The organism is Streptomyces sp. NBC_00252 (assembly GCF_036187565.1).
GTDB lineage: Bacteria > Actinomycetota > Actinomycetes > Streptomycetales > Streptomycetaceae > Streptomyces.
This window is the reverse complement of sequence record NZ_CP108087.1, coordinates 3754105-3780286: the sequence shown is the minus strand read 5'-3', so window position 1 is coordinate 3780286 and position 26182 is coordinate 3754105. Positions and strand designations below refer to the sequence as shown.

24 protein-coding genes and 1 riboswitch are annotated in these 26182 nt (G+C 69.3%); of the genes, 11 read left to right on the top strand and 13 right to left on the bottom strand.

Annotation, left to right across the window (positions count from 1 at the left end; genetic code table 11):
• Positions 1–2: 2 nt before the first annotated feature.
• Both aroA and OHT77_RS16220 read right to left on the bottom strand, forming a co-directional pair.
• Positions 3–1331: a 3-phosphoshikimate 1-carboxyvinyltransferase gene (gene aroA / locus OHT77_RS16225; RefSeq protein ID WP_328829177.1), complete on the bottom strand. Its 1329-nt coding sequence runs from the start codon at positions 1329–1331 to the stop codon at positions 3–5.
• 97 nt (positions 1332–1428) lie between these two features.
• A complete protein-coding gene (locus OHT77_RS16220) occupies positions 1429–2151 on the bottom strand; it encodes a M50 family metallopeptidase (RefSeq protein ID WP_328829176.1) in 723 nt (240 codons plus the stop codon).
• Positions 2152–2201: 50 nt separating this feature from the next.
• Here OHT77_RS16220 and OHT77_RS16215 point away from each other — a divergent pair, with 50 nt between their 5' ends.
• From OHT77_RS16215 to OHT77_RS16170, 10 genes are all read left to right on the top strand, one after another.
• Positions 2202–3017 (top strand): SOS response-associated peptidase, encoded by an 816-nt coding sequence (locus OHT77_RS16215; protein ID WP_328829175.1) that lies wholly within the window; start codon positions 2202–2204, stop codon positions 3015–3017.
• 19 nt (positions 3018–3036) lie between these two features.
• Entirely contained in the window at positions 3037–3666 is a 630-nt protein-coding gene (locus OHT77_RS16210; RefSeq protein WP_328829174.1) for an alpha/beta hydrolase family protein, read from the top strand.
• 269 nt (positions 3667–3935) lie between these two features.
• On the top strand, positions 3936–4628 hold the full coding sequence (gene sigR / locus OHT77_RS16205; RefSeq protein ID WP_266772389.1) for an RNA polymerase sigma factor SigR: 693 nt from the start codon (positions 3936–3938) through the stop codon (positions 4626–4628).
• Positions 4625–4927, top strand: a complete 303-nt coding sequence (rsrA, locus tag OHT77_RS16200; protein WP_266772391.1) for a mycothiol system anti-sigma-R factor — start codon at positions 4625–4627, stop codon at positions 4925–4927. The genes sigR and rsrA overlap by 4 nt, the downstream gene beginning before the upstream one ends.
• 145 nt (positions 4928–5072) lie before the next feature.
• Positions 5073–6380, top strand: a complete 1308-nt coding sequence (locus OHT77_RS16195; protein ID WP_328829173.1) for an HD-GYP domain-containing protein — start codon at positions 5073–5075, stop codon at positions 6378–6380.
• A 4-nt stretch (positions 6381–6384) separates the two neighbouring features.
• The gene (locus OHT77_RS16190) at positions 6385–7668 is read left to right on the top strand and encodes an HD-GYP domain-containing protein (protein ID WP_328829172.1); all 1284 of its coding nucleotides are present in this window, start codon (positions 6385–6387) and stop codon (positions 7666–7668) included.
• Positions 7669–7792: 124 nt separating this feature from the next.
• The gene (locus tag OHT77_RS16185; RefSeq protein ID WP_266772394.1) at positions 7793–8773 is read left to right on the top strand and encodes a tetratricopeptide repeat protein; all 981 of its coding nucleotides are present in this window, start codon (positions 7793–7795) and stop codon (positions 8771–8773) included.
• Positions 8774–8901: 128 nt separating this feature from the next.
• Entirely contained in the window at positions 8902–9552 is a 651-nt protein-coding gene (gene def, locus OHT77_RS16180; protein WP_328829170.1) for a peptide deformylase, read from the top strand.
• Between the two features lie 296 nt (positions 9553–9848).
• Complete coding sequence (cyc1, locus tag OHT77_RS16175; protein WP_328829169.1) at positions 9849–10940, top strand: epi-isozizaene synthase; 1092 nt, start codon at positions 9849–9851, stop codon at positions 10938–10940.
• Complete coding sequence (locus OHT77_RS16170; protein WP_328829166.1) at positions 10937–12307, top strand: bifunctional albaflavenone monooxygenase/terpene synthase; 1371 nt, start codon at positions 10937–10939, stop codon at positions 12305–12307. Before cyc1 ends, OHT77_RS16170 begins: the two co-directional genes overlap by 4 nt.
• A gap of 17 nt (positions 12308–12324) precedes the next feature.
• Here the strand turns inward: OHT77_RS16170 and OHT77_RS16165 are convergent, their stop codons facing one another.
• Complete coding sequence (locus OHT77_RS16165; RefSeq protein ID WP_328829164.1) at positions 12325–13287, bottom strand: GlxA family transcriptional regulator; 963 nt, start codon at positions 13285–13287, stop codon at positions 12325–12327.
• A gap of 93 nt (positions 13288–13380) precedes the next feature.
• Between OHT77_RS16165 and OHT77_RS16160 the strand changes: the two genes are divergently transcribed.
• Positions 13381–13539 (top strand): hypothetical protein, encoded by a 159-nt coding sequence (locus OHT77_RS16160; protein WP_266772404.1) that lies wholly within the window; start codon positions 13381–13383, stop codon positions 13537–13539.
• Here the strand turns inward: OHT77_RS16160 and OHT77_RS16155 are convergent.
• The 10 genes from OHT77_RS16155 to OHT77_RS16110 all read right to left on the bottom strand — a co-directional run bounded on the left by OHT77_RS16155 (position 13514) and on the right by OHT77_RS16110 (position 26017).
• Positions 13514–13972: a hypothetical protein gene (locus OHT77_RS16155; protein ID WP_328829162.1), complete on the bottom strand. Its 459-nt coding sequence runs from the start codon at positions 13970–13972 to the stop codon at positions 13514–13516. The genes OHT77_RS16160 and OHT77_RS16155 overlap by 26 nt on opposite strands.
• A gap of 127 nt (positions 13973–14099) precedes the next feature.
• Positions 14100–16184 (bottom strand): putative Ig domain-containing protein, encoded by a 2085-nt coding sequence (locus OHT77_RS16150; protein ID WP_328829160.1) that lies wholly within the window; start codon positions 16182–16184, stop codon positions 14100–14102.
• Positions 16185–16480: 296 nt separating this feature from the next.
• A complete protein-coding gene (locus tag OHT77_RS16145) occupies positions 16481–17494 on the bottom strand; it encodes a ribonucleotide-diphosphate reductase subunit beta (RefSeq protein WP_328829159.1) in 1014 nt (337 codons plus the stop codon).
• A complete protein-coding gene (locus OHT77_RS16140; RefSeq protein WP_443048039.1) occupies positions 17494–19908 on the bottom strand; it encodes a ribonucleoside-diphosphate reductase subunit alpha in 2415 nt (804 codons plus the stop codon). The genes OHT77_RS16145 and OHT77_RS16140 overlap by 1 nt, the downstream gene beginning before the upstream one ends.
• Before the next feature lie 124 nt (positions 19909–20032).
• Positions 20033–20156, bottom strand: a riboswitch (cobalamin riboswitch).
• Positions 20157–20208: 52 nt separating this feature from the next.
• On the bottom strand, positions 20209–20715 hold the full coding sequence (locus OHT77_RS16135; RefSeq protein ID WP_328829157.1) for a GNAT family N-acetyltransferase: 507 nt from the start codon (positions 20713–20715) through the stop codon (positions 20209–20211).
• 146 nt (positions 20716–20861) lie between these two features.
• Positions 20862–22472 (bottom strand): monocarboxylate uptake permease MctP, encoded by a 1611-nt coding sequence (gene mctP, locus OHT77_RS16130; RefSeq protein ID WP_328829156.1) that lies wholly within the window; start codon positions 22470–22472, stop codon positions 20862–20864.
• Positions 22469–22732: a DUF3311 domain-containing protein gene (locus OHT77_RS16125; protein WP_328829155.1), complete on the bottom strand. Its 264-nt coding sequence runs from the start codon at positions 22730–22732 to the stop codon at positions 22469–22471. The genes mctP and OHT77_RS16125 overlap by 4 nt, the downstream gene beginning before the upstream one ends.
• A gap of 126 nt (positions 22733–22858) precedes the next feature.
• The gene (locus OHT77_RS16120) at positions 22859–23071 is read right to left on the bottom strand and encodes a YbdD/YjiX family protein (RefSeq protein ID WP_328829153.1); all 213 of its coding nucleotides are present in this window, start codon (positions 23069–23071) and stop codon (positions 22859–22861) included.
• Positions 23043–25184 carry a carbon starvation CstA family protein gene (locus tag OHT77_RS16115; protein WP_328829152.1) on the bottom strand — a complete coding sequence of 714 codons (2142 nt, stop codon included), beginning with the start codon at positions 25182–25184 and terminating at the stop codon, positions 23043–23045. The genes OHT77_RS16120 and OHT77_RS16115 overlap by 29 nt, the downstream gene beginning before the upstream one ends.
• Positions 25185–25252: 68 nt before the next feature.
• A complete protein-coding gene (locus tag OHT77_RS16110; protein WP_328829151.1) occupies positions 25253–26017 on the bottom strand; it encodes a GntR family transcriptional regulator in 765 nt (254 codons plus the stop codon).
• Positions 26018–26182: the final 165 nt, after the last annotated feature.

Below are 26182 nucleotides of genomic sequence, written 5' to 3'. Positions count from 1 at the left end.
CCCTACGCCCCGTCGCTCCCGAGCATCCCGGTCCACAGGTCGGGGAAGTCCGGGAGGGTTTTCGCCGTCGTCGCCACGTTCTCGATCTGCACGCCCTCGACCGCGAGGCCGATGATCGCGCCTGCGGTGGCCATGCGGTGGTCCTCGTACGTGTGGAAGATCCCGCCGTGCAGGCGGCGCGGGCGGATGTGCAGACCGTCGGCGGTCTCCGTCACATCACCGCCCAGTTCGTTGATCTCCTTGGTGAGCGCGGCGAGCCGGTCGGTCTCGTGCAGCCGCAGGTGCGAGACGCCCCGCAGGGTGGAGGGGGAGTCCGCGAGGGCGGCGACGGCCGCGATGCCGGGGGTCAGTTCGCCGACCTCGCCGAGGTCCACGTCGATGCCGTGGATCGCACCCGAACCGGTGAACTCCAGTCCGTACTCGGTGAGTTCGCAGGAACCACCCATCTCGGTGAAGATCTCCCGCAGCCGGTCGCCGGGCTGGGTGGTCCGGGCCGGCCAGTCCGGTACGACGACCTTGCCGCCAGCGACCAGCGCCGCCGCGAGGAACGGCTGCGCGTTCGACAGATCCGGCTCGATGGTCAGGTCCCGGCCGAGCAGCGCGCCCGGCGTCACCCGCCAGACGTTGGGCTCGCCGCCCGACTCCGGGGTGTCCACCTGGGCGCCGACCGCGCGCAGCATGTCGACCGTCATCCGGATGTGCGGCATCGAGGGGAGCGAGGAGCCGGTGTGGCGGACCTCGACGCCCATGTTGAAGCGCGGGCCGGAGAGCAGCAGGGCGCTCACGAACTGGGACGAGGAGGAGGCGTCGATCTCCACGGGCCCGCCGTCCAGCGCGCCGCCGCCGTGCACGGTCAGGGGCAGGGCGCCCCGGCCGTCGTCGTCGATGCGGGCACCGAGGACGCGGAGGGCGTCGATCACGCCGTGCAGGGGGCGTTCGTAGGACCTCGGGTCGCCGTCGAAGCGGATGGGGCCGTTGGCCAGGGCGGCGACGGGGGGCAGGAAGCGCATCACCGTGCCCGCGTTGCCCACGTCCACCGTGGCAGGGCCGTGCAGGCCGGAGGGGATGACCCGCCAGAACTCTCCGGAGCCCTTCTCCGTGCCTACGCCCTCCTCGATGCCTACGCCCATTGCTCGGAGGGCGGCTGCCATGAGGAGGGTGTCTCGGGAGCGGAGAGGGCGGCGCAGCCAGCCCGGTTCGCTGGCGAGGGAGGCGAGGACTAGGGCGCGGTTGGTTACGGACTTGGACCCGGGCACGTGGACCGTCGCGTCGACGGCTCCGGCGGCTGTGGGGGCGGGCCAGAGGGCGGTTTGGTCGTTGTTCGGGGCCATGAGGTCACTGTATAAGTAGGCCGTCTTTCGGGTGCCGCGCCGTTGGGGCTGGTCGCGCAGTTCCCCGCGCCCCTGAAGCTTGCCCCTTCGGGGCGCTTCATAGCTCCAGCAGCCACCTGCCGCCGCCTATGAGCGAGCAGAGGGACACCAGGTGGAACAAGAAGAACCACAAGGCTGCCGGTACGTGGGTCAGGCGGGCCAGCTGGTCCGCGTCGGAGTCGCCCGCGCCGCCCCTCGCCCTCTTCGCCTGCAACTCGAAGGCGGGGCGTACGCCACCCAGCAACAGGAACCAGACCACCGCGTAGGCGAAGGCTGCCTGGACCTGGGGGCCCGTCAGCCAGGAGACGAGGAGGAAGGCTGCTCCACTGAGGATGACCGTGAGCGCGCCGTAGGCGTTGCGGATCATCACCAGCATGGCTATCAGGAGGACGGTCGACAGCCAGAGGAGGAGGGTGATGTGGCCCGCGCCCAGGAGGGCCGCGCCGCCGAGGCCCAGCAGCGGGGGAGCCGTGTAGCCGGACGCCGCCGTGAGGATCATGCCGAGGCCGTGCGGCTTGCCCCGGCTGACCGTGAGGCCGCTGGTGTCGGAGTGCAGGCGGATGCCGGTGAGGGTGCGGCCGGTGAGGAGGGCCACCAGGCCGTGGCCGCCCTCGTGCGCGATGGTGATGGCGTTGCGGGAGAGGCGCCACAGGCGGTGCGGGACGACCACGGCCAGCGCGGCGACCATGGTGGCGATGACCACCCACAGGTCCGGGTCGGGCTGACTGCCGAAGACCTCGTCCCAGAGGGTGGGTATCGAGGCGATTGCGGTGCTGTCCATTGGTGGCGGAGGCTCCCGTAGGTCTTGTCGAATCTGGCAGTCTGGCACGTATGTGCGGACGGTATGCAGCGAGTCGTGGGCCCGAGGATCTCGCAGGAGTCTTTGAGATCGAGAAGTGGGAGCCGGAAGAGGTTCTGGCCCCCGACTACAACGTGGCCCCGACCAAAGAGGTCTATGCAGTCCTCGACCGTCCACTTAAGGACGCGGACAGCCCGAAGCCGGTTCGGCAGCTGCGCAAGCTCAAGTGGGGGCTCGTGCCGAGCTGGTCGAAGACGCCCGAGGGCGGGGCGCGGATGATCAACGCGCGGGCCGAGACCGTGCACGAGAAGCCGTCGTACCGTCGCGCCTTCTCCACCCGGCGCTGCATCATCCCCGCCGACGGCTACTACGAGTGGGTCACCGCCAAGGACGAGCGGGAGCTGGAGGTCGAGGGCAAGAAGAAGCGGCAGCGCAAGCAGCCGTACTTCGTGCTGCCGGCCGACGGTTCGGTGTTCGCGATGGCCGGGCTGTACGAGTTCTGGCGGGACCGGACTCTGCCCGACGACCATCCGCTGGCCTGGTGGGTCACCTGCTCGGTGATCACCACCGAGGCGGAGACGACCCCGCTGGCGGTGTCCCCGGCCGACGGGCCGCACACGCTGGCCGAGATCCATCCCCGGATGCCGCTGATGCTCACCCCGGACCGCTGGGACACCTGGCTCGACCCGGCCCGCACCGACCCGGACGACCTGCGCGAGCTGCTCGCCCCGCCGCCCGCCGGGCTGATGCGCGCGTACCCGGTGTCCACGGCCGTCAGCAATGTCCGCAACAACGGGCCGGAGCTGCTGAAGGAACTCGAGGGCCCCGAAGAAGGCACACTCTTCTGATGTGACGGATGCAACAGGCGTGACCACAGAGACCCTTGAGACCGACGCGGGAACCGCCCGCATCACCTGGCACCCGGCCAGGAAGGCACGGCTCGTCCTCGCCGTCAGCCATGGCGCCGGTGGTGGCATCGAGGCCCGGGACCTCCAGGCCCTCGCCGCCGTCCTCCCCGCGCACGGCGTGACCGTCGCGCTGGTCGAGCAGCCGTGGCGGGTCGCCGGGAAGAAGGTGGCGACCGCGCCCAGGACGCTCGACGTGGGGTGGCGGGGGATCTGGACGGCCGTCGCGAAGCCCGGCCTGCCGGTGATCTCCGGGGGCCGCAGCGCCGGAGCCCGCGTGGCCTGTCGTACGGCCACGGAACTGGGGGCCGCCGCCGTCCTCGCCCTGAGTTTCCCGCTGCATCCGCCGGGAAAGCCCGAGAAGTCGCGGGCCGGCGAGCTGCTCGGGGCCGGGGTGCCCACGCTCGTCGTGCAGGGCGGCAACGACCCGTTCGGGAAACCGGCGGAATTTCCCGAGGGCGATTTCGAGCTGGTCGAGGTGCCGTACGGCGACCACGGGTTCGCGGTGCCGAAGCGGGCGGAGATCGGTCAGGACGAGGCTTTGGAGATCATCACGGGGCGCGTGGTGGAGTGGACTCGAACACTGCGGTAAGGCGTGGGAATGCTGAGCCCCTTACCGCTGTTGTCGCGGACAGACGTGCTGACGAAAAGACAGCGTCGACGTCGTGGATTCGTCGAAGAGAGGAAGTCCGCCGCATGGGTTCGACCTTCTGCCCGAGTCGCAACAGCCGCACTGACCTGGACTGGACTGTGCTGCGTGCGGCCAAGGCCACCCCGATTGGGGCGGCGGGCGGACCGGATCGTCGTCTATCCTCCGATTCTGGTGGCATCGGCTTCGGTGCCACCCGGAATCTTGAGGAGGTGGGTCCGGTTCCCGGTACCGACGCAGGGACCGAACACGGCCAGGCGGAGCAGCCCGAGGGCCAGGGCACGAGCGAGGTCACACCGGAATCGACCTCGGAGCGCAGCGCGCGCTTCGAGCGGGACGCGCTCGAATTCCTCGACCAGATGTATTCGGCCGCGCTGCGCATGACGCGGAACCCGGCCGACGCCGAGGACCTGGTGCAGGAGACGTACGCGAAGGCGTACGCGTCCTTCCACCAGTTCCGCGAGGGCACCAACCTCAAGGCGTGGCTGTACCGGATCCTCACGAACACGTTCATCAACTCGTACCGCAAGAAGCAGCGCGAACCCCAGCGCTCCGCGGCCGAGGAGATCGAGGACTGGCAGCTCGCACGCGCCGAGTCGCACATGTCGACGGGTCTGCGCTCCGCGGAGTCGCAGGCGCTCGACCACCTGCCCGACTCGGACGTGAAGGAAGCGCTCCAGGCGATCCCCGAGGAATTCCGCATCGCCGTCTATCTCGCGGACGTCGAGGGCTTTGCGTACAAGGAGATCGCGGACATCATGGGGACACCCATCGGCACGGTGATGTCCCGGCTGCACCGGGGCCGTCGTCAACTGCGCGGCATGCTCGAGGACTACGCGCGTGACCGCGGACTGGTCCCGGCCGGTGCCGGAGACTCGGACGAAGCGAAAGGCTCGGGCTCATGAGCTGCGGTGACGAGCACGAAACGGACTGCAGTGAGGTCCTCGACCATCTCTACGAGTTTCTCGACAGTGAGATGCCGGACGTCGACCGCGCCAAGTTCAAGCAGCACTTCACGGAGTGCTCGCCGTGCCTGGAGAAGTACGGCCTCGAAGAGGCCGTGAAGAAGCTGGTCAAGCGGTGCTGCGGGCAGGACGACGTGCCGACCGACCTGCGCGCCAAGGTCCTGGGACGGCTCGACCTGATCCGTTCCGGCCAGGCCGTGCCCGAGCACGACCTCACGGCCGCCCCCCAGGAGTCCTGACCCCCGGTCACGACCTCCTGAAGGTTCCTGAGCGGGCGAGCGTCACCCGAACGTGCTAATCCCCGGGTGATACGCCCGCGGCCCGCCCCCGACCGCCCTAGGCTCCTCGGCCTGGACAGGCATGGTCGGGGGAAGGGCGTCAGCCATGGAGGCGACACCGGCACGGGCACGTGCGTACGTCCTCTGTGCCGTCCTCGCCGCCCTGTGGTGCCTGCTTCCGCTGCCGACCGTCCACACACCCTGGTGGGCGGTCGCACTGCTGGCCGCGCTCTACGCCGGCTGCGAGCAGGTCGCCCGCCGCCGCTTCGCCGGCACCTTCTACCCGGTGCTGCTCGCCGCCGCCTTCCTCCTCCCGCCCCCCGCGGCCGCGCTCGTGCCGCTGCCGGGCGCGCTGTTCTCCCGCGTCGAGAAGGGCTCACCCTGGCTGCGGCGCGGTTGGCGGGCCGCACAGCTCGCGCTCGGCGTGTGGGCCGCGGCCCGCGTGCACTGGGCGCTGGGCGGACGGAACGCCGTCGTCGCCTCCGACTTCCCGTACGCGCTGGTGCCCGCCCTGGCCGCCGTCCTCGCCTTCTGCCTGGTCCTGACCGTGCTCGACGGCGGGATCCTCGCGCTGGCCGAGCGGATGCCGGTACGGCGGGCCTGGCGCGGTCTGTTCCTGCGGTCCCTGGCGCCCATCGGCGTCCACGGGCTCGCCGGGCTCATGATGGCCGTCCTGTGGCGCAGCCCCTACGGTCCCGTCGCCGCGCTCCTCGTGCTGCTGCCGATGGGGGTCTCCTGGTGGGTGTTCGCCCAGTACCACCGGGAACGCGCCGCCCACCAGGCCACCATCCGCGCCCTCGTCCAGGCCGTCGACATCAAGGACGGGTACACCCGCGGGCACAGCGAGCGGGTCGGACAGGCGTCGATGATGATCGCCCGCGAACTGGGCATGGACGACTCACGCGTCGAGGTGCTCCGCTTCGCCGGGATCCTGCACGACGTCGGCAAGCTCGGCGTCCCCACGCGGCTGCTCCGCAAGGACGGGCCGTTGACGCCCGAGGAGCGACGCGTGATCGAACTGCATCCGGAGTACGGCCACGAGATGGTGCGGGGCATCGGATTCCTGGGTGAGGCCCGCGCGGCTGTCCTGCACCACCATGAGCGCCTGGACGGGAGCGGGTATCCCTACGGGCTGTTGGGGAGTCAGATCCCCGAGTCCGCACGGGTCGTCGCGGTCGCCGATGCCTTCGACGCGATGACGTCGACCCGGTCCTACCGGCGCGCTCGGCCGGTATCTGCAGCGCTGGAGGAGTTGTCGCGCTGTGCCGGCAGTCAGTTCGACCCGTTGATGGTCACGGCGTTGGTGCGGGCGCTCGGGCGGTGTGGGTGGCATCCCTCGGTAACAGCCGACGAGGTCCAGTCGTCCATTGTTCTCCCACCCGGCCCGCCTGTTTCCAGTGTGCTGAGGGGTTGACGAAATGCCCCTGTTTCGCCCCCCTCTCACCCTCACCCTCATCCACACCTCCGCCACCCTCCTCGCCACCACCTCCCTCACCCTCACCCTCTGGACCGGCCTCGAAGAACGCGGAGTCGCCCTCGCCTTCGGAGTCCTCGTGGCCGTGGGCGAGTTGAGCCGATGGAACGGCACGACCGGCCTCAGGGAAACCGCCCCGCTCGGCGCGGCCGGCGCCCTCTCCTACGCCCTCCTCGGTGCCGACGCCGGCCACCCCACCCACCACGGCGTCTTCCAGACCGTCGCCGTGGTCGTCGCCGCCACCCTCGTCGGCTGCGTCCCGCACATCGCCCGCGGCCACAGCCGCACCCCCGACCACATGGCGCGCCGCGTCCTGACCGTCGGCTTCGCGGCCGTCTGCTTCCAACCCCTGTACAACCAGGGGGTGTTCAGGCACTGGGGCGGCCCCGCCTACGCCCTGCTCCTGCTCGCGCTGCTCTCCCTCACCGCGCTCTGCGACGCCGTGCTCGCCGCCGCGCTCGCGCACTCGCGGACCGGGTGGCCGTTCGGGCCGCTGCTGCGGGACGAGCTGCGCGGGATGCTCGGCATCGGGTCCGCCGTGTGCGCGACCGGCGCGGTGATGGCGCTCGCGGTCGCCGTCGTGGGGCTCTGGGCGCTGCCCGTGTTCTCGCTGCCGCTGCTGCTGACCCAGCTGTCCTTCCGGCGGTACGCGGCCGTACGGGACACCTACCGCCAGACCATCGCCTCCCTCGCCCGGTCCACCGAGATAGCCGGCTACACGCCTGCCGGGCACGCCCGCCGGGTCGCCGCGCTGTGCCAGGCGGTCGGCCGGGACCTGGGCCTGTCCGAACCCGACCTCACCGTCCTGGAGTACGCCGCCCTGATGCACGACATCGGCCAGCTCAGCCTCGTCGACCCGGTACCGGCCGGCGCCACCGCCGCGCTCCCCGCGGAGGAGCAGCGCCGGATAGCCCTGCTCGGCGGGGCCGTCGTACGGCAGACCGGGGTGAGTCCCCAGGTGGCGGCCGTCGTGGAGCGGCAGGCCGACCCGTGCCGGGAGCAGCCGCTGTCCGCGCGGATCGTCCGGGCCGTGAACGCGTACGAGGAGAAAACCCGGGCAGGCGGCCCCGGCGGGCCGCTTCAGGCGCTGGAGGAGCTGCGCCTCGGGACCGCCGGGGACTACGCTCCCGAGGTCGTGGAAGCACTGGCCCGGGTGCTGTGCAGTCAAGAAGGGTGGCGCGAAGCGCCTCGGGCAGGGCGGTGGTGGGTGACGGGTGGGACTGTCTGACCTTGCCCTTGGCTGGGTAACCCATGGGTAATGAGCGCCCTTCCAGTCGTACGTGGTTGGATGCGAAGAAGAGGGTGTCCGGGGGCATGGCCAGCCCACTGAACGGAACTGGCAGGCGGGAATCGTGAGGATCTTCGGCAAGGGACGGCACCGGCCCTCCGCCTCCTGGCGGCAGGCCACAGACCGCGCGTTCACGCTGATCGGCGACGGTCGGTACGAGGACGCGGGCGCACTGCTGACACGTGCCGCCGATCTTGAACCCTGGCTGTCCGAGTCCTGGTTCAACCTCGCCCTGCTCCACAAGTTCCGGCACGACTGGGAGCAGGCGCGGGCGGCCGGACTGCGGGCCGTGGCGCTGCTCGACCGGGAGGCCGGGGCACCTGACTGGTGGAACGTCGGCATCGCGGCCACCGCGCTTCAGGACTGGCCGCTGGCTCGGCGGGCCTGGCAGGCGTACGGGCTGCGGGTGCCGGGCGGAGTCACCGGTGCGGGTGAGCCGGCCGGGATGGATCTCGGCAGCGCGGCCGTACGGCTCTCTCCCGAGGGGGAGGCCGAGGTGGTGTGGGGGCGGCGGCTGGATCCCGCGCGGATCGAGGTGCTCTCGATTCCACTGCCCTCGTCGGGGCGGCGGTGGGGTGAGGTCGTGCTCCACGACGGGGTGCCGCACGGGGAGCGGACGACCGCTGCCGGGCACTCGTATCCCGTGTTCGACGAGATCGAGCTGTGGGCGCCTTCTCCTGTGCCCACGTGGGTGGTGCTGCTCGAGGCGGCCACCGAGGCGGATCGGGACGCGCTGGAGCAGCTGGCCGCGGACGCGGGGTTCGCGGCGGAGGACTGGTCGTCGTCCGTGCGGTTGCTGTGCCGGATGTGTTCCGAGTCGCGGATGCCGTCCGACGAGGGTGACGGGGAGCATCTCGATCCGCATGATCACAGTGAGCCCGGGCATCCTGGGCCGCTGGGGCATCGGACGGACGGGCAGTTGTGGGTGCCGGAGCGGGAGTGCGGGCTGGCTGCGCCGGCTTCGCTCGTGCGGGGGTTGCTGGACGGGTGGGTTGCCGACAGTCCTGACTCCCGGGACTGGCGGGATCTGGAAGAGGTCTGCTGAGGTCGTTGGTCGGGTGCCGCGCCGTCGTGGCCGGTCGCTCAGTTCCCCGCGCCCCTTGAAGACAAGACGATGGCCGTACCCTGTATCAGCAACTTCTCCCCCTTGGCTTCAGGAAGGCGTTCGTCGGCATGGCGCAGCAGGACACCGATCAGCAGCACGTGGGCGTGCTCCCCGTGGATGACGAGGGGTTCGTCATCGACACCGAGGAGACCGAGGAGCGTGAGGCGGTCTGGCGTGAGCGGGGGACCTCGCGGGCGATCACGGTCGTCGGGAATCCGGTGCTGCACAAGGAGTGCAAGGACGTCACCGAGTTCGGTGCGGAGCTGGAGACGCTGGTGGCGGACATGTTCGCCTCGCAGCGCACCGCCGAGGGTGTCGGCCTCGCCGCCAACCAGATCGGCGTCGACCTGAAGGTCTTCGTCTACGACTGCCAGGACGACGAGGGCAAACGCCATGTCGGTGTCGTCTGCAATCCCAAGCTTGTCGACCTGCCCGCCGAGCAGCGCCACCTGGACGAGAGCAACGAGGGGTGCCTGTCCGTGCCGACCGCGTATGCGCCGCTCGCACGGCCCGACTACGCCGAGGTGACGGGTCAGGACGAGAAGGGCAACCCCGTCAGGGTCCGCGGCACCGGCTACTTCGCACGGTGTTTGCAGCACGAGACCGACCACCTCTACGGCTACCTGTACATCGACCGGCTCTCCAAGCGTGACCGCAAGGACGCGCTGCGGCAGATGGCCGAGAACGAGCCCCGCTACCCCGTGGTCGCCAACGACTGACCCGGCCGACCCCAGCGGTCGCCCCTCTCCCTTCCGCACGGCGTCTGTTCAGGAGCATCTCCCTGACCAGGCGCCGTTCGCATGTCCCTCGCACATTCGATCGTTTGTGCTCGTGTAGTGATCCAAAATCGGTCACACAAGGGGAGATTCTCGGCACTTGGGGGTAGTGAAGGGAGCAAATCCGTTCCCAGAACGGTCAGTTGTGGTGCTGAATAGGAAGTGCGGGGATACGCAACGGCGCACGCCCGGCACAGCGGGAGGGGCGTGCGCAACTGGCGGCTGAGAGGGGTTTGTTCGTGCCTGCTTTCTCACACAGCACCACAACGACAACGGCAACGACAGCGATCGCGGTTCCACCGTCGCTCTCTCTCCCGGTGATCGAGGCGGCGTTTCCCCGGCAACTGCATCCGTATTGGCCGAGGCTCCAGGAGAAGACGCGTGTCTGGCTGCTGGAAAAACGTCTCATGCCGGCGGAGAAGGTACGGGAATATGCCGACGGTCTTTGCTACACGGACCTGATGGCCGGGTACTACTTGGGCGCCCCGGACGAGGTGCTCCAGGCGATAGCGGACTACAGCGCGTGGTTCTTCGTCTGGGACGACCGCCACGACCGGGACATCGTGCACGAACGGCCCGACGCCTGGCGGCGGTTGAGGTTCCGGTTGCATGCTGCACTCGATTCACCACGGCACCACCTGTTCCACCCGGATCCGCTGGTCGCCGGGTTCGCCGACAGCGTGACGCGGATCTACTCGTTCCTCCCCGACACCTGGAACGCGCGGTTCGCCCGCCACTTCCACGCCGTCATCGAGGCCTACGACCGTGAATTCCACAATCGCACCGACGGAATCGTCCCCACGGTCGACGAATACCTCGCACTGCGCCGGCTCACCTTCGCCCACTGGATCTGGACGGATCTGCTGGAGGCGAGCGCGGGTTGTGAACTCCCGGACAGTGTGCGGAAAAGCTCGGGATATCGCCGTGCGGCCCTGCTCAGTCAGGAATTCGCCGCCTGGTACAACGACCTCTGCTCACTGCCCAAGGAAATCGCGGGCGACGAGGTCCACAATCTCGGCATCAGTCTCATCAAGCACGAGGGGCTGACCCTCGAGGAAGCGGTCGCCGAACTGAGGCGCCGTATCGAGGAATGCATAGCCGAATTCCTGGAGGCGGAACGCGAGACATTACGGCTCGCCGACCGCCTCGACGACGGAACGGCACGGGGAGCGGAACTGAGCGCGGCCGTACGGGCCAACCTCGGAAACATGCGGAACTGGTTCAGTTCCGTCTACTGGTTCCACCACGAGTCCGGCCGTTACATGGTCGACAGCTGGGACGACCGGTCCACACCCCCGTACGTCAACAACGAAGCGGCAGGTGAGAAATGACCGTCGAGTCTGTGAAGCCCGCGGCACCCGAGGTGCCGGAGCTGATTGAGCCGCCCGTCGCGGGCGGCAGGGTCCCGCTTCTCGGCCACGGCTGGAAGCTGGTCCGCGACCCTCTGGCCTTCATGGCCCAACTCCGCGACCACGGCGACGTCGTGAGGCTCCGCCTCGGCCCGAAGACGGTCTACGCCGTCACCGCGCCGGCCCTCACCGGAGCACTCGCGCTGAACCCGGACTTCATCATCGCGGGCCCGCTCTGGGAGTCCCTGGAGGGACTGCTCGGCAAGGAGGGCGTGGCCACCGCCAACGGGTCCCTGCACCGGCGCCAACGGCGCATCATCCAGCCCGCGTTCCGGCTCGACGCGATCCCCGCGTACGGGCCGATCATGGAAGAGGAGGCGCACGCGCTCACCGAGCGGTGGACGTCCGGCGAGACGATCGACTGCACCTCCGAGTCCTTCCGAATCGCCGTGCGGATCGCGGCCCGCTGTCTGCTGCGCGGCGACTTCATGGACGAGCGCGCCGAGCGGCTGTGCGTCGCCCTCGCCACCGTCTTCCGCGGTATGTACCGACGGATGGTGGTACCGGCGGGACCCCTCTACCGGCTGCCTCTTCCGGCCAACCGCGAATTCAACCGGGCGCTGGCCGATTTGCATCTCCTGGTCGACGAGATCGTCGCCGAACGACGGGCATCTGGTCAAAAGCCGGACGATTTGCTGACGGCATTGCTGGAGGCGACGGACGACAATGGCGAGCCCATCGGGGAACAGGAGATCCACGACCAGGTCGTCGCGATCCTCACCCCGGGAAGCGAAACAATCGCGTCCACGATCATGTGGCTGCTCCAGGTCCTCACCGAACACCCGGAACACGCCGACAAGATACGCGAAGAGGTCGAATCCGTGACGGGTGGCCGCCCGGTGGCATTCGACGACGTCCGGAAGCTGACGTACACGAACAATGTCGTCGTCGAGGCGATGCGCTTGCGTCCCGCCGTATGGATATTGACGCGGCGGGCGGTCGCGGACACCGATCTGGGCGGCTATCGGATTCCGGCCGGGGCCGACATCATCTACAGTCCGTACGCGATCCAGCGCGACGCGCGTTCGTATGACCGCAACGACGAGTTCGATCCCGACCGCTGGCTTCCGGAACGGTCCAAGGACGTACCGAAGTTCGCCATGAGCCCGTTCAGCAACGGCAACCGGAAGTGTCCGAGCGACCACTTCTCGATGGCCCAGCTGAGCCTGATCACGGCGGCGGTGGCGGCGAGGTACCGCTTCGAGCAGGTGTCCGGCTCGGACGACTCCACCCGCGTCGGCATCACGCTGCGGCCCAACAAGCTGCTGCTCAGGCCCTTGTCGAGGTGACGGCGGCAGGCGTGCGTTCAGGCGGCCTCCGGGCCCCTGAACGTGCGTCGGTAGGCGTTCGGGGTGGTGCCCAGCGCCCGGACGAACTGGTGGCGCAGGGCGGGCGCGGTGCCGAAGCCGGTCCGCCAGGCGATCGTGTCCATCGTCTCGTCCGTCCCCTCCAGCAACTGCTGCGCCAGCAGCACCCGTTGACGCAGGATCCAGCGGTACGGCGTGGTCCCGGTCTCCTGCTGGAAGCGGCGGGCGAACGTCCGCGGTGACATCAGGGCGCGGGCGGCGAGCTGTTCGACGGTGACCTCCTGGTCGAGGTGCTCCGCCATCCACACCAGCACCTCGCCCACCGTGTCGCACCGCGTGCGCGGCAGCGGCCGCTCGATGTACTGGGCCTGGCCGCCGTCGCGGTGCGGCGGCACGACCATCCGCCGCGCGATCGCGTTGGCGACCTCCGGCCCCTGCTCCTTGCGCACGAGATGCAGACAGGCGTCGATGCCGGCCGCGGTGCCCGCCGAGGTGATCACCGGGTCCGCGTCGACGTACAGCACATCAGGTTCTACGACGACCTTCGGATAGCGCCGGGCGAGCAGCTCCGCGTGGTGCCAGTGCACCGCGCAGCGCCGCCCGTCCAGCAGCCCGGCGGCGGCCAGCACGAACACCCCCGAGCAGACGCTGAGCACCCGGGCGCCCCGGTCGACGGCCCGGCGCAGGGCGTCGAGGAGTTCCTCCGGGTACTCCCGCGCCGCGTAGGTCGCACCGGCCGGTACGGCGATGAGGTCCGCGGTCTCCAGGCGTTCCAGGCCGTGTTCGACGGCCAGGGAGAAGCCCGCGTGGGTGGAGAGCTTCGGGCCCTCGGCCGAGGCGACCGCGAAGTCGTAGACCGGAAGGCCCTCGTCGCTGCGGTCGAGGCCGAACACCTCGCAGACCACGCCGAGTTCGAAGGGGTGCACTCCGTCGAGCAGGACCACGGCCACGTTCTTCAGCATGCCGCCAGTGTGCGCCCCGGATGGCAGTAAATCGAGGATGTGCGGCAGTCCTGCCACTCACGGTAAGGAGTCAACAGGACGAGACTCATGTCCATGAACACAGCCATGGACAACCTCATCGCCCTCCTCACCGTCGTCGGCATCCTCGTGGCCGTGACCTTCCCCTCGCTGCTCGGCATCGCGCACGACCGGCGCGTCGACCGTCAGATCCGGACCGCCCACCGGCTCATGGCTTCGACACCACGACGGTGACCGACCACTCCTGAATGCCCTTGCACGAGATCTTGTGCGGCGCGGTGGCACACAGCGGCCGGGACGACGTGAGCTTCACGGTCCCGGCCGAGACCGCCTCGTAGGCGTTGCTCGCGTCGCCGGGCCGGATCAGGATCCCGCTGTTGGTGGCCTTCAGGCCGCTGCCCGCGGTCTTGACCGGGGCCCAGGGCCGGGTCGTCGTCCCGTCCAGCAGGATGCGGACGGTCTTGCCGGTCGTCAGACAGAACGTGCCGTTCGTGTCGGTCGCGGCGAGGGTCTCCTTCGCCGTGCAGGCCGCCCTGCTCCTGCTCGGTGTGGGGGACGAGGACGGCGACACGGTGCCGCTGCCGGTGTCGGACGTGTTGCCGCAGCCCGTGAGGGCGACCGCCAGGGTGGCGACGGCGAGGGACGGACCAAGAATCGATCGGCGCATGGGGGGCCTCCTTTGCCCCTTTGACGTGTCACGGACGCATCCGGATCCCTCGTGAGCAGCACAATATTCGTGGACATGACAGAGCCCCGGCCGTTGCGAGACGACCGGGGCCCAGCTCATACGGAGGTCAGCTCGTCGTCACGGCGGTGTCGTCGAGGACGAAGCTGGTCTGGAGGGAGGAGTCCTCGACGCCGCTGAACTTCAGCGTGACGGTGGAGCCGGCGAAGGAGGACAGGTCGAAGCTCTTCTGCGCGTACCCGGTGGCCTTGTTCAGGTTCGAGTACGTCGCGAGCGTGGTCGAACCGGCGGTGACCGTCAGCTTGTCGTACGCCGTGCTGGTCGTGGTCTCCGCGGTGTCGATGTGCAGGTAGAAGGTGAAGGTGGCCTTGCAGCCGGACGGGACGGTCACCGACTGGGACAGCGTGTCGGTGTGGGTCGAGCCGTAGCCGTCGAGCCACGCGAAGTACGAGCCCGTGTGCGCGCTCTCGCCGGTGTCGTTGGTGATGACACCGCTGCTCGCGGTCCAGGTGGTGTTGCCCGACTCGAAGCCCGCGTTGCCCAGCAGCTGGGTCGAGGTGCAGGTGCCGCCGCCACCGGAGGTGCTGACCGTCCAGGTGAAGGAGGCCGAGCCGGAGGCGCCGGTGGAGTCGGTCGCGGTCACCGTCACGGCGTAGGTGCCGGCGGTGGACGCGGTGCCGGAGATCAGCCCGGTCGAGCTGTTGATCGACAGGCCGGTGGGCAGCCCGCTCGCGCTGTAGGTGAGGGTCGCGCTCGCGCTGTCCGAGGCCTTGATCTGCAGGCTGGCCGCGGAGCCGGTCACGGTGGACTGGCTGCCCGGGTTGGTGACGGTCACCGTGTTGCCCGTGGTGGTGCCGGAGGTGAAGGCGGCGGTGCCGTCCGGGGTGCCCCAGCCGGTCGGGCCGTCGTAGCCGGTGCCCGCGGTGCAGAAGTAACTCGGCGAGCAGGAGCCGTTGTTACCGCTGGTGACGTCGTACAGGTTGCCGGTGTGGGAGTAGGGGTACTTCGCCGGGTAGTCGCTGGAGCCGGGGGTGCCGGCCAGCGCGTAGACGCCCGCGATGATCGGGGACGAGGCGCTGGTGCCGCCGTAGACCGCCCAGCCGGAGCCGCCGTAGGTGTCGTAGACGGCCACGCCGGTGGCGGGGTCGGCGACGGCGGAGACGTCGGCCTCCATGCGCTTGCTGCAGCCCGTGTCGGTCTGCCAGGTCGGCTTCGGGTCGTAGGCGGAGCAGCCGGAGCCGGTGCCCTCGGAGCTGCTGGTCTTCCACACGGACTCGGTCCAGCCGCGGGAGTTGGAGGACGTGGAGAGCGCGGTGCCGCCGACTGCCGTCACGTACTGGGACGTTGCCGGGTACTCGGCGCCGTAGGCCTCGTCACCGGAGGAGACGGTGATCGCGACGCCCGGGTGCTTGAAGTACGAGGTGTCCTCGCTGGTCTGCGAGGAGGACTCGGAGCCGCCCCAGCTGTTGGAGACGAACTTCGCGCCCAGGGTGACGGCCTCGTTCTCGGCGGTGCCGAGGTTGGCGTCGGTGGCCGAATTGGCCTCCACCAGAATGATGTTGCAGTTCGGGCAGACCGCGCTGACCATGTCGATGTCGAGCGCTTCCTCGCCCGCCCAGCCGCTGTCGTTGGTCGGCAGCGAGGTGGTCGAGCCGGTCTGACTGACCTGTTTGAAGCAGCCGTTGGCCTTGGTGCAGGCGGACAGGCCGAAGTTCGAGCGGTACGTGGCCAGGTCCGACTCGGCGTTGGGGTCGTTGTACGCGTCGACCACCGCGACCGTCAGGCCGGAGCCGCCGGTCGAGGGCAGCGCGTACGCGCTGTGCAGGTTGGCCGGGCTCAGCCCGGACACCGCGGCCGCGGCGTCCGAGTGCACGGCGGCGGCCAGTTGCTGCTTGATGTCGGTGCGCCGCTGGGCGAAACAGGACGCCGAGCCGGGGGCCGCGGTCGCGCAGAGGCGCTCGGTCGGCACCTTCTGCCCGGCCTTGCCGGTCGCGTGGACGGCCTGGGCCGCGGGGGCGGTCAGGGCCTTGGCGTTCTGGGTGACCTTGGAGACCTGGGCGGACTGGACGGCCGCGTGGGCGGCGGGCTGCGCGTCGGCGGGGGTGGCCGCCACGAGCCCGAAGACGCTGAGGGTGAGGGCGGGTAGGGCGGCGGTCAGCAGTCTTCGCAGACTCCGTCTGGGCTTCTCACGCATGGGGTACTGCCTCCATCGTTGGAGTGGGGTTCCTCGGCGTGGTGGCAGGCCTGTGACGCGCGTAGCGGCGGCAGTTGACGTCGTCATGGGCATGACACTTTGACCGTCCTGCGGGGTCATGGGTACATGACATGAGCAGGACGGGTGGAACGTAGCCGGGGCGGCGAGACCGCGAACAGACGCGCCCCATGAACTTTGCCGCTCCATAGAAACTCCATGGACGGCCCATGGAAGCTCCATGGGCCGTCCGCGAAGTAAGAGGCAGTCAAAAGGACACGCGTGTCCCCTGAGGAGAGCTAGAAGTCCTCGTCCAGGTCGACCGTGCCCTCCACGGCCACCTGGTACGCCGACGGGCGGCGCTCGAAGAAGTTCGTCAGCTCCTGCACACCCTGCAACTCCATGAAGGAGAAGGGGTTTTCGGAGCCGTACACCGGCGCGAACCCGAGCCGCTGGAGGCGCTGGTCCGCGACGCACTCCAGGTACTGGCGCATCGAGTCGGTGTTCATGCCCGGCAGACCCTCACCGCACAGGTCGCGCCCGAACTGCAGCTCCGCCTCCACGGCCTCCTTCAGCATGTCCGTGACCTGTTGCTGGAGCTGGTCGTCGAACAGCTCCGGCTCCTCCTTGCGGACGGTGTCGACCACCTCGAAGGCGAAGCTCATGTGCATCGTCTCGTCGCGGAACACCCAGTTGGTGCCGGTGGCGAGACCGTGCAGGAGACCCCGGCTGCGGAACCAGTAGACGTACGCGAACGCGCCGTAGAAGAACAGCCCTTCGATGCACGCGGCGAAGCAGATCAGGTTGAGGAGGAAGCGGCGGCGGTCCGCCTGGGTCTGGAGGCTCTCCAGCTTCTCGACCTCGTTGATCCACTTGAAGCAGAACTCGGCCTTCTCGCGGATGGAGGGGATGTTCTCCACCGCGTCGAAGGCGGCCGCCCTGTCCTCCGGGTCGGGGAGGTAGGTGTCGAGCAGCGTCAGATAGAACTGGACGTGCACGGCCTCCTCGAACAGCTGACGGCTCAAGTACAGCCGCGCCTCTGGGGAGTTGATGTGCTTGTACAGCGTCAGCACGAGGTTGTTCGCCACGATCGAGTCACCCGTCGCGAAGAACGCGACCAGCCGTCCGATCATGTGCTGCTCACCCGGCGACAGCTTCGCGAGATCGGCGACGTCCGAGTGGAGGTCGACCTCCTCGACGGTCCAGGTGTTCTTGATCGCGTCCCGGTAGCGCTCGTAGAAGTCCGGGTAGCGCATGGGGCGGAGGGTCAGCTCGAAGCCCGGGTCGAGAAGGTTCTTGGCTTCGCTGGTCATCACTGGCAGGCCTCGCAGGACTCGGGGTTCTCAAGGGAGCAGGCGACCGCTTCTTCGTCAGGGGTCAGCTGCTGGACGGGGATGGGGGTCTGGGCCTGGGCGGCGCGGGCGATGCGGGTCGCCGGGCGGGAGCGCAGGTAGTACGTCGTCTTCAGGCCCTGCTTCCAGGCGTACGCGTACATCGAGGAGAGCTTGCCGATCGTCGGCGTCTCCAGGAACAGGTTCAGGGACTGGGACTGGTCCAGGAACGGGGTGCGGGCGGCGGCCATGTCGATCAGGCCGCGCTGGGGGATCTCCCACGCCGTGCGGTACAGGGCGCGCACGTCCGCCGGGATCCAACTGAACGCCTGCACCGAGCCGTTGGCCTCGCGCAGCGCCTCGCGGGTGCGGGCGTCCCACACGCCGAGCTGCTTCAGCTCGTCGACCAGGTAGGAGTTGACCTGGAGGAACTCGCCGGAGAGCGTCTCGCGCTTGAACAGGTTGGAGACCTGCGGCTCGATGCACTCGTAGACGCCCGCGATCGAGGCGATGGTGGCCGTCGGGGCGATGGCCAGCAGGAGTGAGTTGCGCATGCCCGTCCGGGCGATACGTTCCCGCAGGGCCGCCCAGCGCTCCGGCCAGGTCAGGTCGACGCCGTAGTGGTCGGGGTGCAGGACGCCGCGGGCCGTACGGGTCTTCTCCCAGGCGGGCAACGGGCCGTTGCGCTCGGCGAGTTCGGCGGACGCCTCGTACGCGGCGAGCATGATGCGCTCGGCGATGCGGGTGGAAAGGGCCTGCGCCTGCGGGGAGTCGAAGGGGACGCGCAGCTTGAAGAAGACGTCCTGGAGGCCCATCGCGCCGAGGCCGACCGGACGCCAGCGGGCGTTGGAGCGGCCCGCCTGCTCGGTCGGGTAGAAGTTGATGTCGACCACGCGGTCCAGGAAGGTGACGGCGGTGCGGACCGTCTCGTCCAGCCGCTCCCAGTCGATGTCGCCGTTCGCTTGGTCCACGAACGCGCCGAGGTTCACCGAGCCGAGGTTGCAGACCGCGGTCTCGCCGTCGTCCGTGACCTCCAGGATCTCCGTGCAGAGGTTGGAGGAGTGGACCGTGTGGCCCGGCTCGGCCGTCTGGTTGGCGGTGCGGTTGGCCGCGTCCTTGAAGGTCATCCAGCCGTTGCCGGTCTGCGCGAGGGTGCGCATCATGCGGCCGTAGAGGTCACGGGCCGGGATGGTCTTCTTCGCCAGGCCCCGCGCCTCCGCCTCGCGGTACGCGGCGTCGAACTCGTCGCCCCACAGGTCGACCAGCTCGGGCACGTCGGCGGGGGAGAACAGCGACCACTCGCCGTCCGCGTTCACCCGGCGCATGAACTCGTCCGGGATCCAGTGCGCGAGGTTCAGGTTGTGCGTACGGCGGGCGTCCTCACCGGTGTTGTCCCGCAGCTCCAGGAACTCCTCGATGTCGGAGTGCCAGGTCTCCAGGTACACCGCGGCGGCACCCTTGCGCCGGCCGCCCTGGTTCACCGCGGCGACCGAGGCGTCCAGCGTCTTCAGGAACGGGACGATGCCGTTCGAGTGGCCGTTGGTGCCGCGGATCAGCGAACCCCGGCTGCGGATACGGGAGTACGACAGCCCGATGCCGCCGGCGTGCTTCGAGAGGCGGGCCACCTGGTGGTAGCGGTCGTAGATGGAGTCCAGCTCGTCCAGCGGGGAGTCGAGGAGGTAGCAGGACGACATCTGGGGGTGCCGCGTACCGGAGTTGAAGAGCGTGGGGGAGGACGGGAGGTAGTCCAGGCGGCTCATCAGGCGGTAGAGCGCGGCGACCTCGTCCAGGGCGCGGACGCTGTCGTCCTCGGCGAGGCCGGCCGCGACCCGGAGCATGAAGTGCTGGGGGGTCTCGATGACCTTGCGGGTGATCGGGTGCCGCAGCAGGTAGCGGCTGTACAGGGTGCGCAGGCCGAAGTAGCCGAAGCGGTCGTCGGCCCCGGTGTCGATCAGCGCGTCCAGGCGGGCCGCGTGCAGCGTCGCGAACTCGGCGGTGCGGTCCGCGATGAGGCCCTCGCGGTGGCCCACGGCGACGGACTCGGTGAAGCTCGTGACGCCCTGGGAGGTGGCCTCGGCGGCGATGCTGATCGTCAGCAGCCGGGCGGCGAGCCGGGAGTAGACGGGGTCCTCGGAGATGAGGCCGGCGGCCGCCTCCGTGGCCAGCTCGCGCAGTTCCGCCACGTCCGCCTGGGCGGACCGGCCGCGCAGGGTGGCGGCGGCGACCCGGCCCGGGTCGGCGTCGGGGAGGTCGGCGGTCAGCTCGGTCAGGGTCCGCAGGATCGCGGTACCGGGACCGTCGGCTCCGGGAACGGCCGTTCCGGGAACGTCGGTTCCGGGGACGATCGTGGCGGTTGCCCGGTTCGCTGATGCCGGCTCTGCTGGCGCGATGGTCACGGTGGGGCTCTCCCTCGCTCGGCACGGGGCCTCGCTGAGGGCAGGCGGCAGCACACGAGCGCACGGGGCGTCGCGTCCACCGGCCCACTCCACGAGGCCCGGACGTCATGCGCGCGGCCGGGTGGCCGCACGCGCGCCGTCGGCAGGTCCTCGGACTGGCCATGTGCGGATATGCGCACAAGTACACCGTTGCGGGACAGTTCCGGATTCGCACCGGATTCCCCTGCGGCGACAGCGAGCATGAGCATACATCTTGTGCTCGCCTGTCACATCACCACCAGATGTTGTGTCGCGGTGGTTTCAGAGTGTCAGCTCATAGGTGAGCAGAGTGAGATCGTCCAGGTGCGGCACGGGATTCCAGTCGCGGTCGGGGGTGCGGGTGAAGCCCAGGCGTTCGTAGATGCGGTGGGCCGCGTGCATGGAGGGCTGGGTGGAGAGGACCACGGCCGTGCAGCCCTCCGTGGCCCGGGCGCGGTCGATGCAGGCGCGGACCAGGGCCTCGCCCGCGCCTCTGCCCCGGGCGGTGCGGGCGATGGCGAGGGCGCGGATCTCTGTCTCGCCGGGGCGGGCTATGTCGGCGACGGGGCCGGGGCCGGGGACGAAGGTGACGCCGCCGAGGAGGTGGTCGCCGTCCACCGCGACGAGGACCTCCGCGGTGGCTGCGCGGGTTGCCACGTCCTTCAGTACGTCGAGGTAGGGGTCGCTGTCGCCGTAGTCGAGGAGACCGTCCTGCAGGTAGGCCTGCGCCGTGATGGTGCCGAGGTCTTCGTATTCGGTGGGGACCGCTCGGCGGATGAGGATGTCCATGGGGGTCAGTGTGTACGAACAGCGGGCCGCCGAGTGACTTGCTTTTCGGTGGCCCGCTGCGGGTTCGTCGTGGCTGGGCGCGCCCGCGCGGCGGAGCCGCACATGGACACAGTCCCGCGCCCCTGGGTGGGGATGGTCAGCCTGCGTTAATGGGTTGCTCCCGCTGTTGCCGGAGGGAGTTCTACCTCTACGCCCGGGTCGCCCGCGTCGGCCGTGTAGTCGCCGGGGTTGGTCTCGTCCACGCCCTCCGGCACCTTGAAGGCCTTCAGGGCGAAGGTGAGGACCACCGTGACCACGACGTTCATGACGAACGCCGTGAGGCCGATGTAGCCGATCTCGCCGATGCCGGGGATCTCCTTGGACGAGCCGCCGAAGTGGTCCTGGGTGGGGGAGGCCACGCCGTAGGCCGCGAGGGTGCCGTAGATCATGCCGACGGCCCAGCCGGCGAGGAGGGCCCAGCGGTGGAACCAGCGGGTGAAGAGGCCGCCGACCAGGGCCGGGAAGGTCTGGAGGATCCAGATGCCGCCCAGGAGCTGGAAGTTGATGGCGACCGTCTTGTCCATCGTCAGGACGAAGGCCAGGGCACCGACCTTCACCAGGAGCGAGACGATCTTGGAGACCTTCGTCTCCTGGGCCGGGGTCGCGTCCGGCTTGATGAAGTCCTTGTAGATGTTGCGGGTGAAGAGGTTCGCCGCCGCGATGGACATGATGGCGGCCGGCACGAGCGCGCCGATGCCGATCGCCGCGAACGCCACGCCCGCGAACCAGTCCGGGAACATGTTCTCGAACAGCTGCGGGATCGCCAACTGGCCGTTGGTGACCTTGACTCCGGCCGCGATCGCCATGAAGCCGAGCAGCGCGAGCAGGCCCAGCATCAGTGAATACAGCGGCAGGATCGTGGTGTTGCGGCGGATCACGTTGCGGCTCTTCGAGGAGAGCGTCGCGGTGATCGAGTGCGGATACATGAACAGGGCCAGCGCCGAGCCCAACGCCAGTGTGGCGTACGTCCATTGGCCCGCCGGCGCGGGGACGAGCCCGCCCGCTCCCGCCGCCTTGAACTTGGCGCCGGCCGCGCTGAAGATGTCGTCGAACCCGCCGAGCTTGATCGGGATGTAGATGATCGCCACCGCGATGACGATGTAGATCAGGCCGTCCTTCACGAACGCGATCAGCGCGGGTGCGCGGAGCCCGGACGAGTAGGTGTACGCGGCCAGCACGGCGAACGCGATGAGCAGCGGCAGGTCCTTCACGAACCAGTTGGAGTCGGCGCCGCCGCCCACGCCCATGACGTCCAGCACGGCCTGGATGCCGACCAACTGGAGCGCGATGTACGGCATGGTCGCGAGGATGCCGGTGATCGCCACCGCCAGCGACAGGCTCTTCGAGCCGAAGCGCCCGCGCACGAAGTCCGAGGTCGTCACGTACCCGTGCTTGTGCGACACCGACCAGAGGCGGGGCAGGAACGTGAAGATCAGCGGGTAGACGAGGATCGTGTACGGCACCGCGAAGAAGCCGGCCGCGCCCGCCGCGTAGACCGCCGCCGGGACCGCCACGAAGGTGTACGCCGTGTAGAGGTCGCCGCCGAGCAGGAACCAGGTGACCCAGGTGCCGAACGACCGTCCGCCCAGGCCCCATTCGTCGAGGCTGTGCTCGTTGTCGGCCCGGCGCCAGCGCGCGGCCAGGAAGCCCAGGACCGTGACGGCCAGGAAGAAGAAGATGAAGACGCCGAGGGCGACGCCGTTCACGCCGTCTTTCACCGGTTGCCTCCCTGGCGGGTCCGCTGGTCGCGCTGCCACAGCTTGTAGGCGGTCATCGTCAGCACGGTCGAGATCAGCACCCAGAGCATCTGGTACCAGTAGAAGAACGGGACGCCGATGAACGTGGGGTCGACCTTCGTGTAGGAGCCGACCCAGAGCAGGGCCACGAACGGCGCGACGAGACACACGGCGATGACGACACGGGCCGGCGTCACCACCGGCAGGCCCGCTTCGGGCGGAACTTCGGGCACATCTGACATTTCTCGGCTCCGTCCCCACGCTGATCACCTGTGTAATGCGCAGGCAATCTAGGTCACGGCGTCACCGCCGCGAAAGACCTCGTCCGCATATCGTCATGTCGATTCGGTGAAGGCCCGACATCGGTGTCAGCAGCACCGGAATCCCTGGCGCGGATCGGCCTCCTGGCGGGCGGTCCGCAGGCGTTCGAAGTCACGGCGGTCCGGGACGTCGGCGTCCGGGTGGTCCCGGCGGACGTGTGCGACATACCGGTCGTACGCCGACTCGTCCATCAACTCCCGGACGTACCACCGCACTCCGCGGATCGCCCGGCTAGCCGCCCGCGTCAGCGCCGACCGCATCGCGGGCCGCCTCCTCCTTCTCCTCGCGGGTCGGGACCAGCCCGGCCGGTGCCGTGATGTTCGACCGGACGTACGGCGTCTCGCTCAGGGTGGAGAGCGCGGGGCGGCGGACGTGGCGGACGCAGACCCGGAGCGCGTCCGCGATCACGACCACCACGAGCACCGCGAGAATGGCCGAAAGTACCCCGTCCACCGTGGAGTTGGTGACGACGGTCCGCATGTCGTCCATGGACCTGGCGGGCGGCAGCACCCTGCCCGCGTCGATCGCGTCCTGGAACACGGACCGCTGCTTGAAGAAACCGACCTTCGGGTCGCCGGAGAACACCTTCTGCCAGCTCGCGGTGAGGGTGACCGTCGCGTCCCAGGCGAGCGGAATCCCGGTGATCCAGGCCCACTTGAGGCGTCCGGACTTCACCAGGAGGGTGGTGCAGACGGCCAGTGCGACGGCCGCGAGGAGCTGGTTGGCGATGCCGAAGATCGGGAAGAGCTGGTTGATCCCGCCGAGGGGTTCGTGGACGCCGACCCAGAGGAAGTAGCCCCACAGGGCGCAGACCACGGCGCTGGTCAGGGCCAGCCCCGGGCACCAACTCACGTTCCTGAAAGGCCGGTAGAGGTTTCCCAGCGCGTCCTGGAGCATGAACCGGCCCACGCGGGTGCCCGCGTCCAGCGCGGTCAGGATGAACAGCGCCTCGAACATGATCGCGAAGTGGTACCAGAAGGCGCGCAGGCTCCCGCCGGTCACCTTGGCGAAGATCTCCGAGACGCCGACCGCGAGGGTGGGCGCGCCGCCGGTGCGGGACAGCAGGCTCGCCTCGTCGACGTTCTTCGCGGCCTGCGCGAGGTCGGCGGGGGAGATGTGGTAGCCCCAACTGCCCACCACCTGCGAGGCGTTCTGCACGGTGGTGCCGATCGCGCCGGAGGGGGCGTTCATCGCGAAGTACAGCCCTGGGTCGATGATGCTCGCGGCGACCAGTGCCATGACGGCGACGGAGGACTCCATCAGCATCGCGCCGTAGCCGATCATGCGGATCTGGGTTTCCTTCTGGATCATCTTCGGGGTGGTGCCGCTGGAGATGAGCGAGTGGAAGCCGGAGAGGGCGCCGCAGGCGATGGTGATGAAGACGAAGGGGAAGAGGGAGCCGGCGAAGACCGGGCCGTCGCCGTGTTTCGCGAAGCCGGTGACGGCGGGCATCTTCAGGGCGGGCAGGGCGACGACGACGCCGATCGCGAGCAGGGCGATGGTGCCGATCTTCATGAAGGTGGAGAGGTAGTCGCGCGGGGCGAGCAGCGTCCAGACGGGGAGGACCGAGGCGACGAAGCCGTAGCCCACCAGCCAGATCACCAGGGTCGAGGGGGCGAGGGTGAAGGTGCCGGCCCAGGACGACTCGGCGACCCAGCGGCCCGCGACCAGGGCGAGCAGCAGCAGGGCCACGCCGATCAGGGAGACCTCGGAGACGCGGCCGGGGCGCAGGACGCGGAGGTAGAAGCCCATCAGGAGGGCGATCGGGATGGTCATGCCGATGGAGAAGGTGCCCCAGGGGGAGGCGGCCAGCGCGTTCACGACGACCAGGGCCAGCACCCCGAGCAGGATGATCATGATGGCGAAGGTGGCGATCAGCGCCGCCGCGCCGCCGAACGGGCCGATCTCCTCGCGGGCCAGCTGCCCAAGTGACCTGCCGTCACGGCGGGTTGAGAAGAACAGCACCACCATGTCCTGGACCGCGCCCGCGAAGACGACACCGGCGATGATCCAGATCGTGCCCGGCAGATAACCCATCTGCGCGGCCAGTACGGGTCCGACGAGCGGTCCGGCGCCGGCGATCGCCGCGAAGTGGTGGCCCAGCAGGACGCGGCGGTCGGTGGGGTGGAAGTCGATGCCGTTGTCGAGGCGTTCGGCCGGGGTGGCCCGGGTGCCGTCGACCTTCAGGACCCGGTAGGCGATGAACCTGGCGTAGAAGCGGTAGGCGATGGCGTACGAGCCGAGGGCGGCGGCGACCATCCAGGCGGCCGACACGTTCTCGCCCCGCGCCAGCGCGAGGACGGACCAGCCCGCCGCGGCGACGAGCGCGACGAGGGTCCAGACGACGATGGTTCGGACGTTCGCGGTACGCACCGGGGTGCCCTCCCGTCCATGCGGCGACGGGAGGAACGTAGAGCAACCCCGGTTGCTCCGTAAGTCTTCTAGTCCTGCGGGCGCTTGAGTCGCGCCACGAACTTGTAGCGGTCGCCGCGGTACACCGAGCGCACCCACTCCACCGGCTTGCCGTCCTTGTCGAGGGAGTGGCGGGAGAGCATCAGCATGGGCAGGCCGACGTCGGTGCTGAGCAGGCCGGCCTCGCGCGGGGTGGCCAGCGAGGTCTCGATGGTCTCCTCGGCCTCGGCGAGATGGACGTCGTAGACCTCGGCCAACGCCGTATAGAGGGACGTGTACTTGACGAGGGACCTGCGCAGGGCGGGGAAGCGCTTCGCGCTGAGGTGGGTCGTCTCGATGGCCATCGGCTCGGCGTTGGCCATGCGGAGGCGCTCGATGCGCAGCACCCGGCCGCCCGCGGTGATGTCGAGCAGGTCGGCGAGGGTGTCGTCGGCCGTGATGTAGCCGATGTCCAGGAGCTGCGAGGTGGGTTCGAGGCCCTGGGCGCGCATGTCCTCGGTGTACGAGGTGAGTTGGAGGGCCTGCGAGACCTTCGGCTTGGCGACGAAGGTGCCCTTGCCCTGGATGCGCTCCAGGCGGCCCTCGACGACCAGTTCCTGAAGGGCCTGGCGCACGGTGGTGCGCGAGGTGTCGAACTCGGCGGCCAGGGTGCGCTCGGGCGGGACCGGGGTGCCGGGCGGCAGTGTTTCCGTCATGTCCAGCAGGTGCTTCTTCAGGCGGTAGTACTTCGGCACACGCGCGGTGCGGACGGTGGCCCCACCCTCGTTCTCCGCACTGCTGACGTCGGTGCTCATGCTCCGCCTTCCCGGCTCCGGACAAGGGTCACTTGGTGATCCCCTCTGTATACCGTCGCCGTCTCTTTTGGTCTAGTCCACAGCGCCAAGTGGTCTAGCGGAAGAGAGTACTCCGGCGCCCCTGTTTTCGCTGCCTTCTTACTTAAAGGTTCCTGCATATGTAGG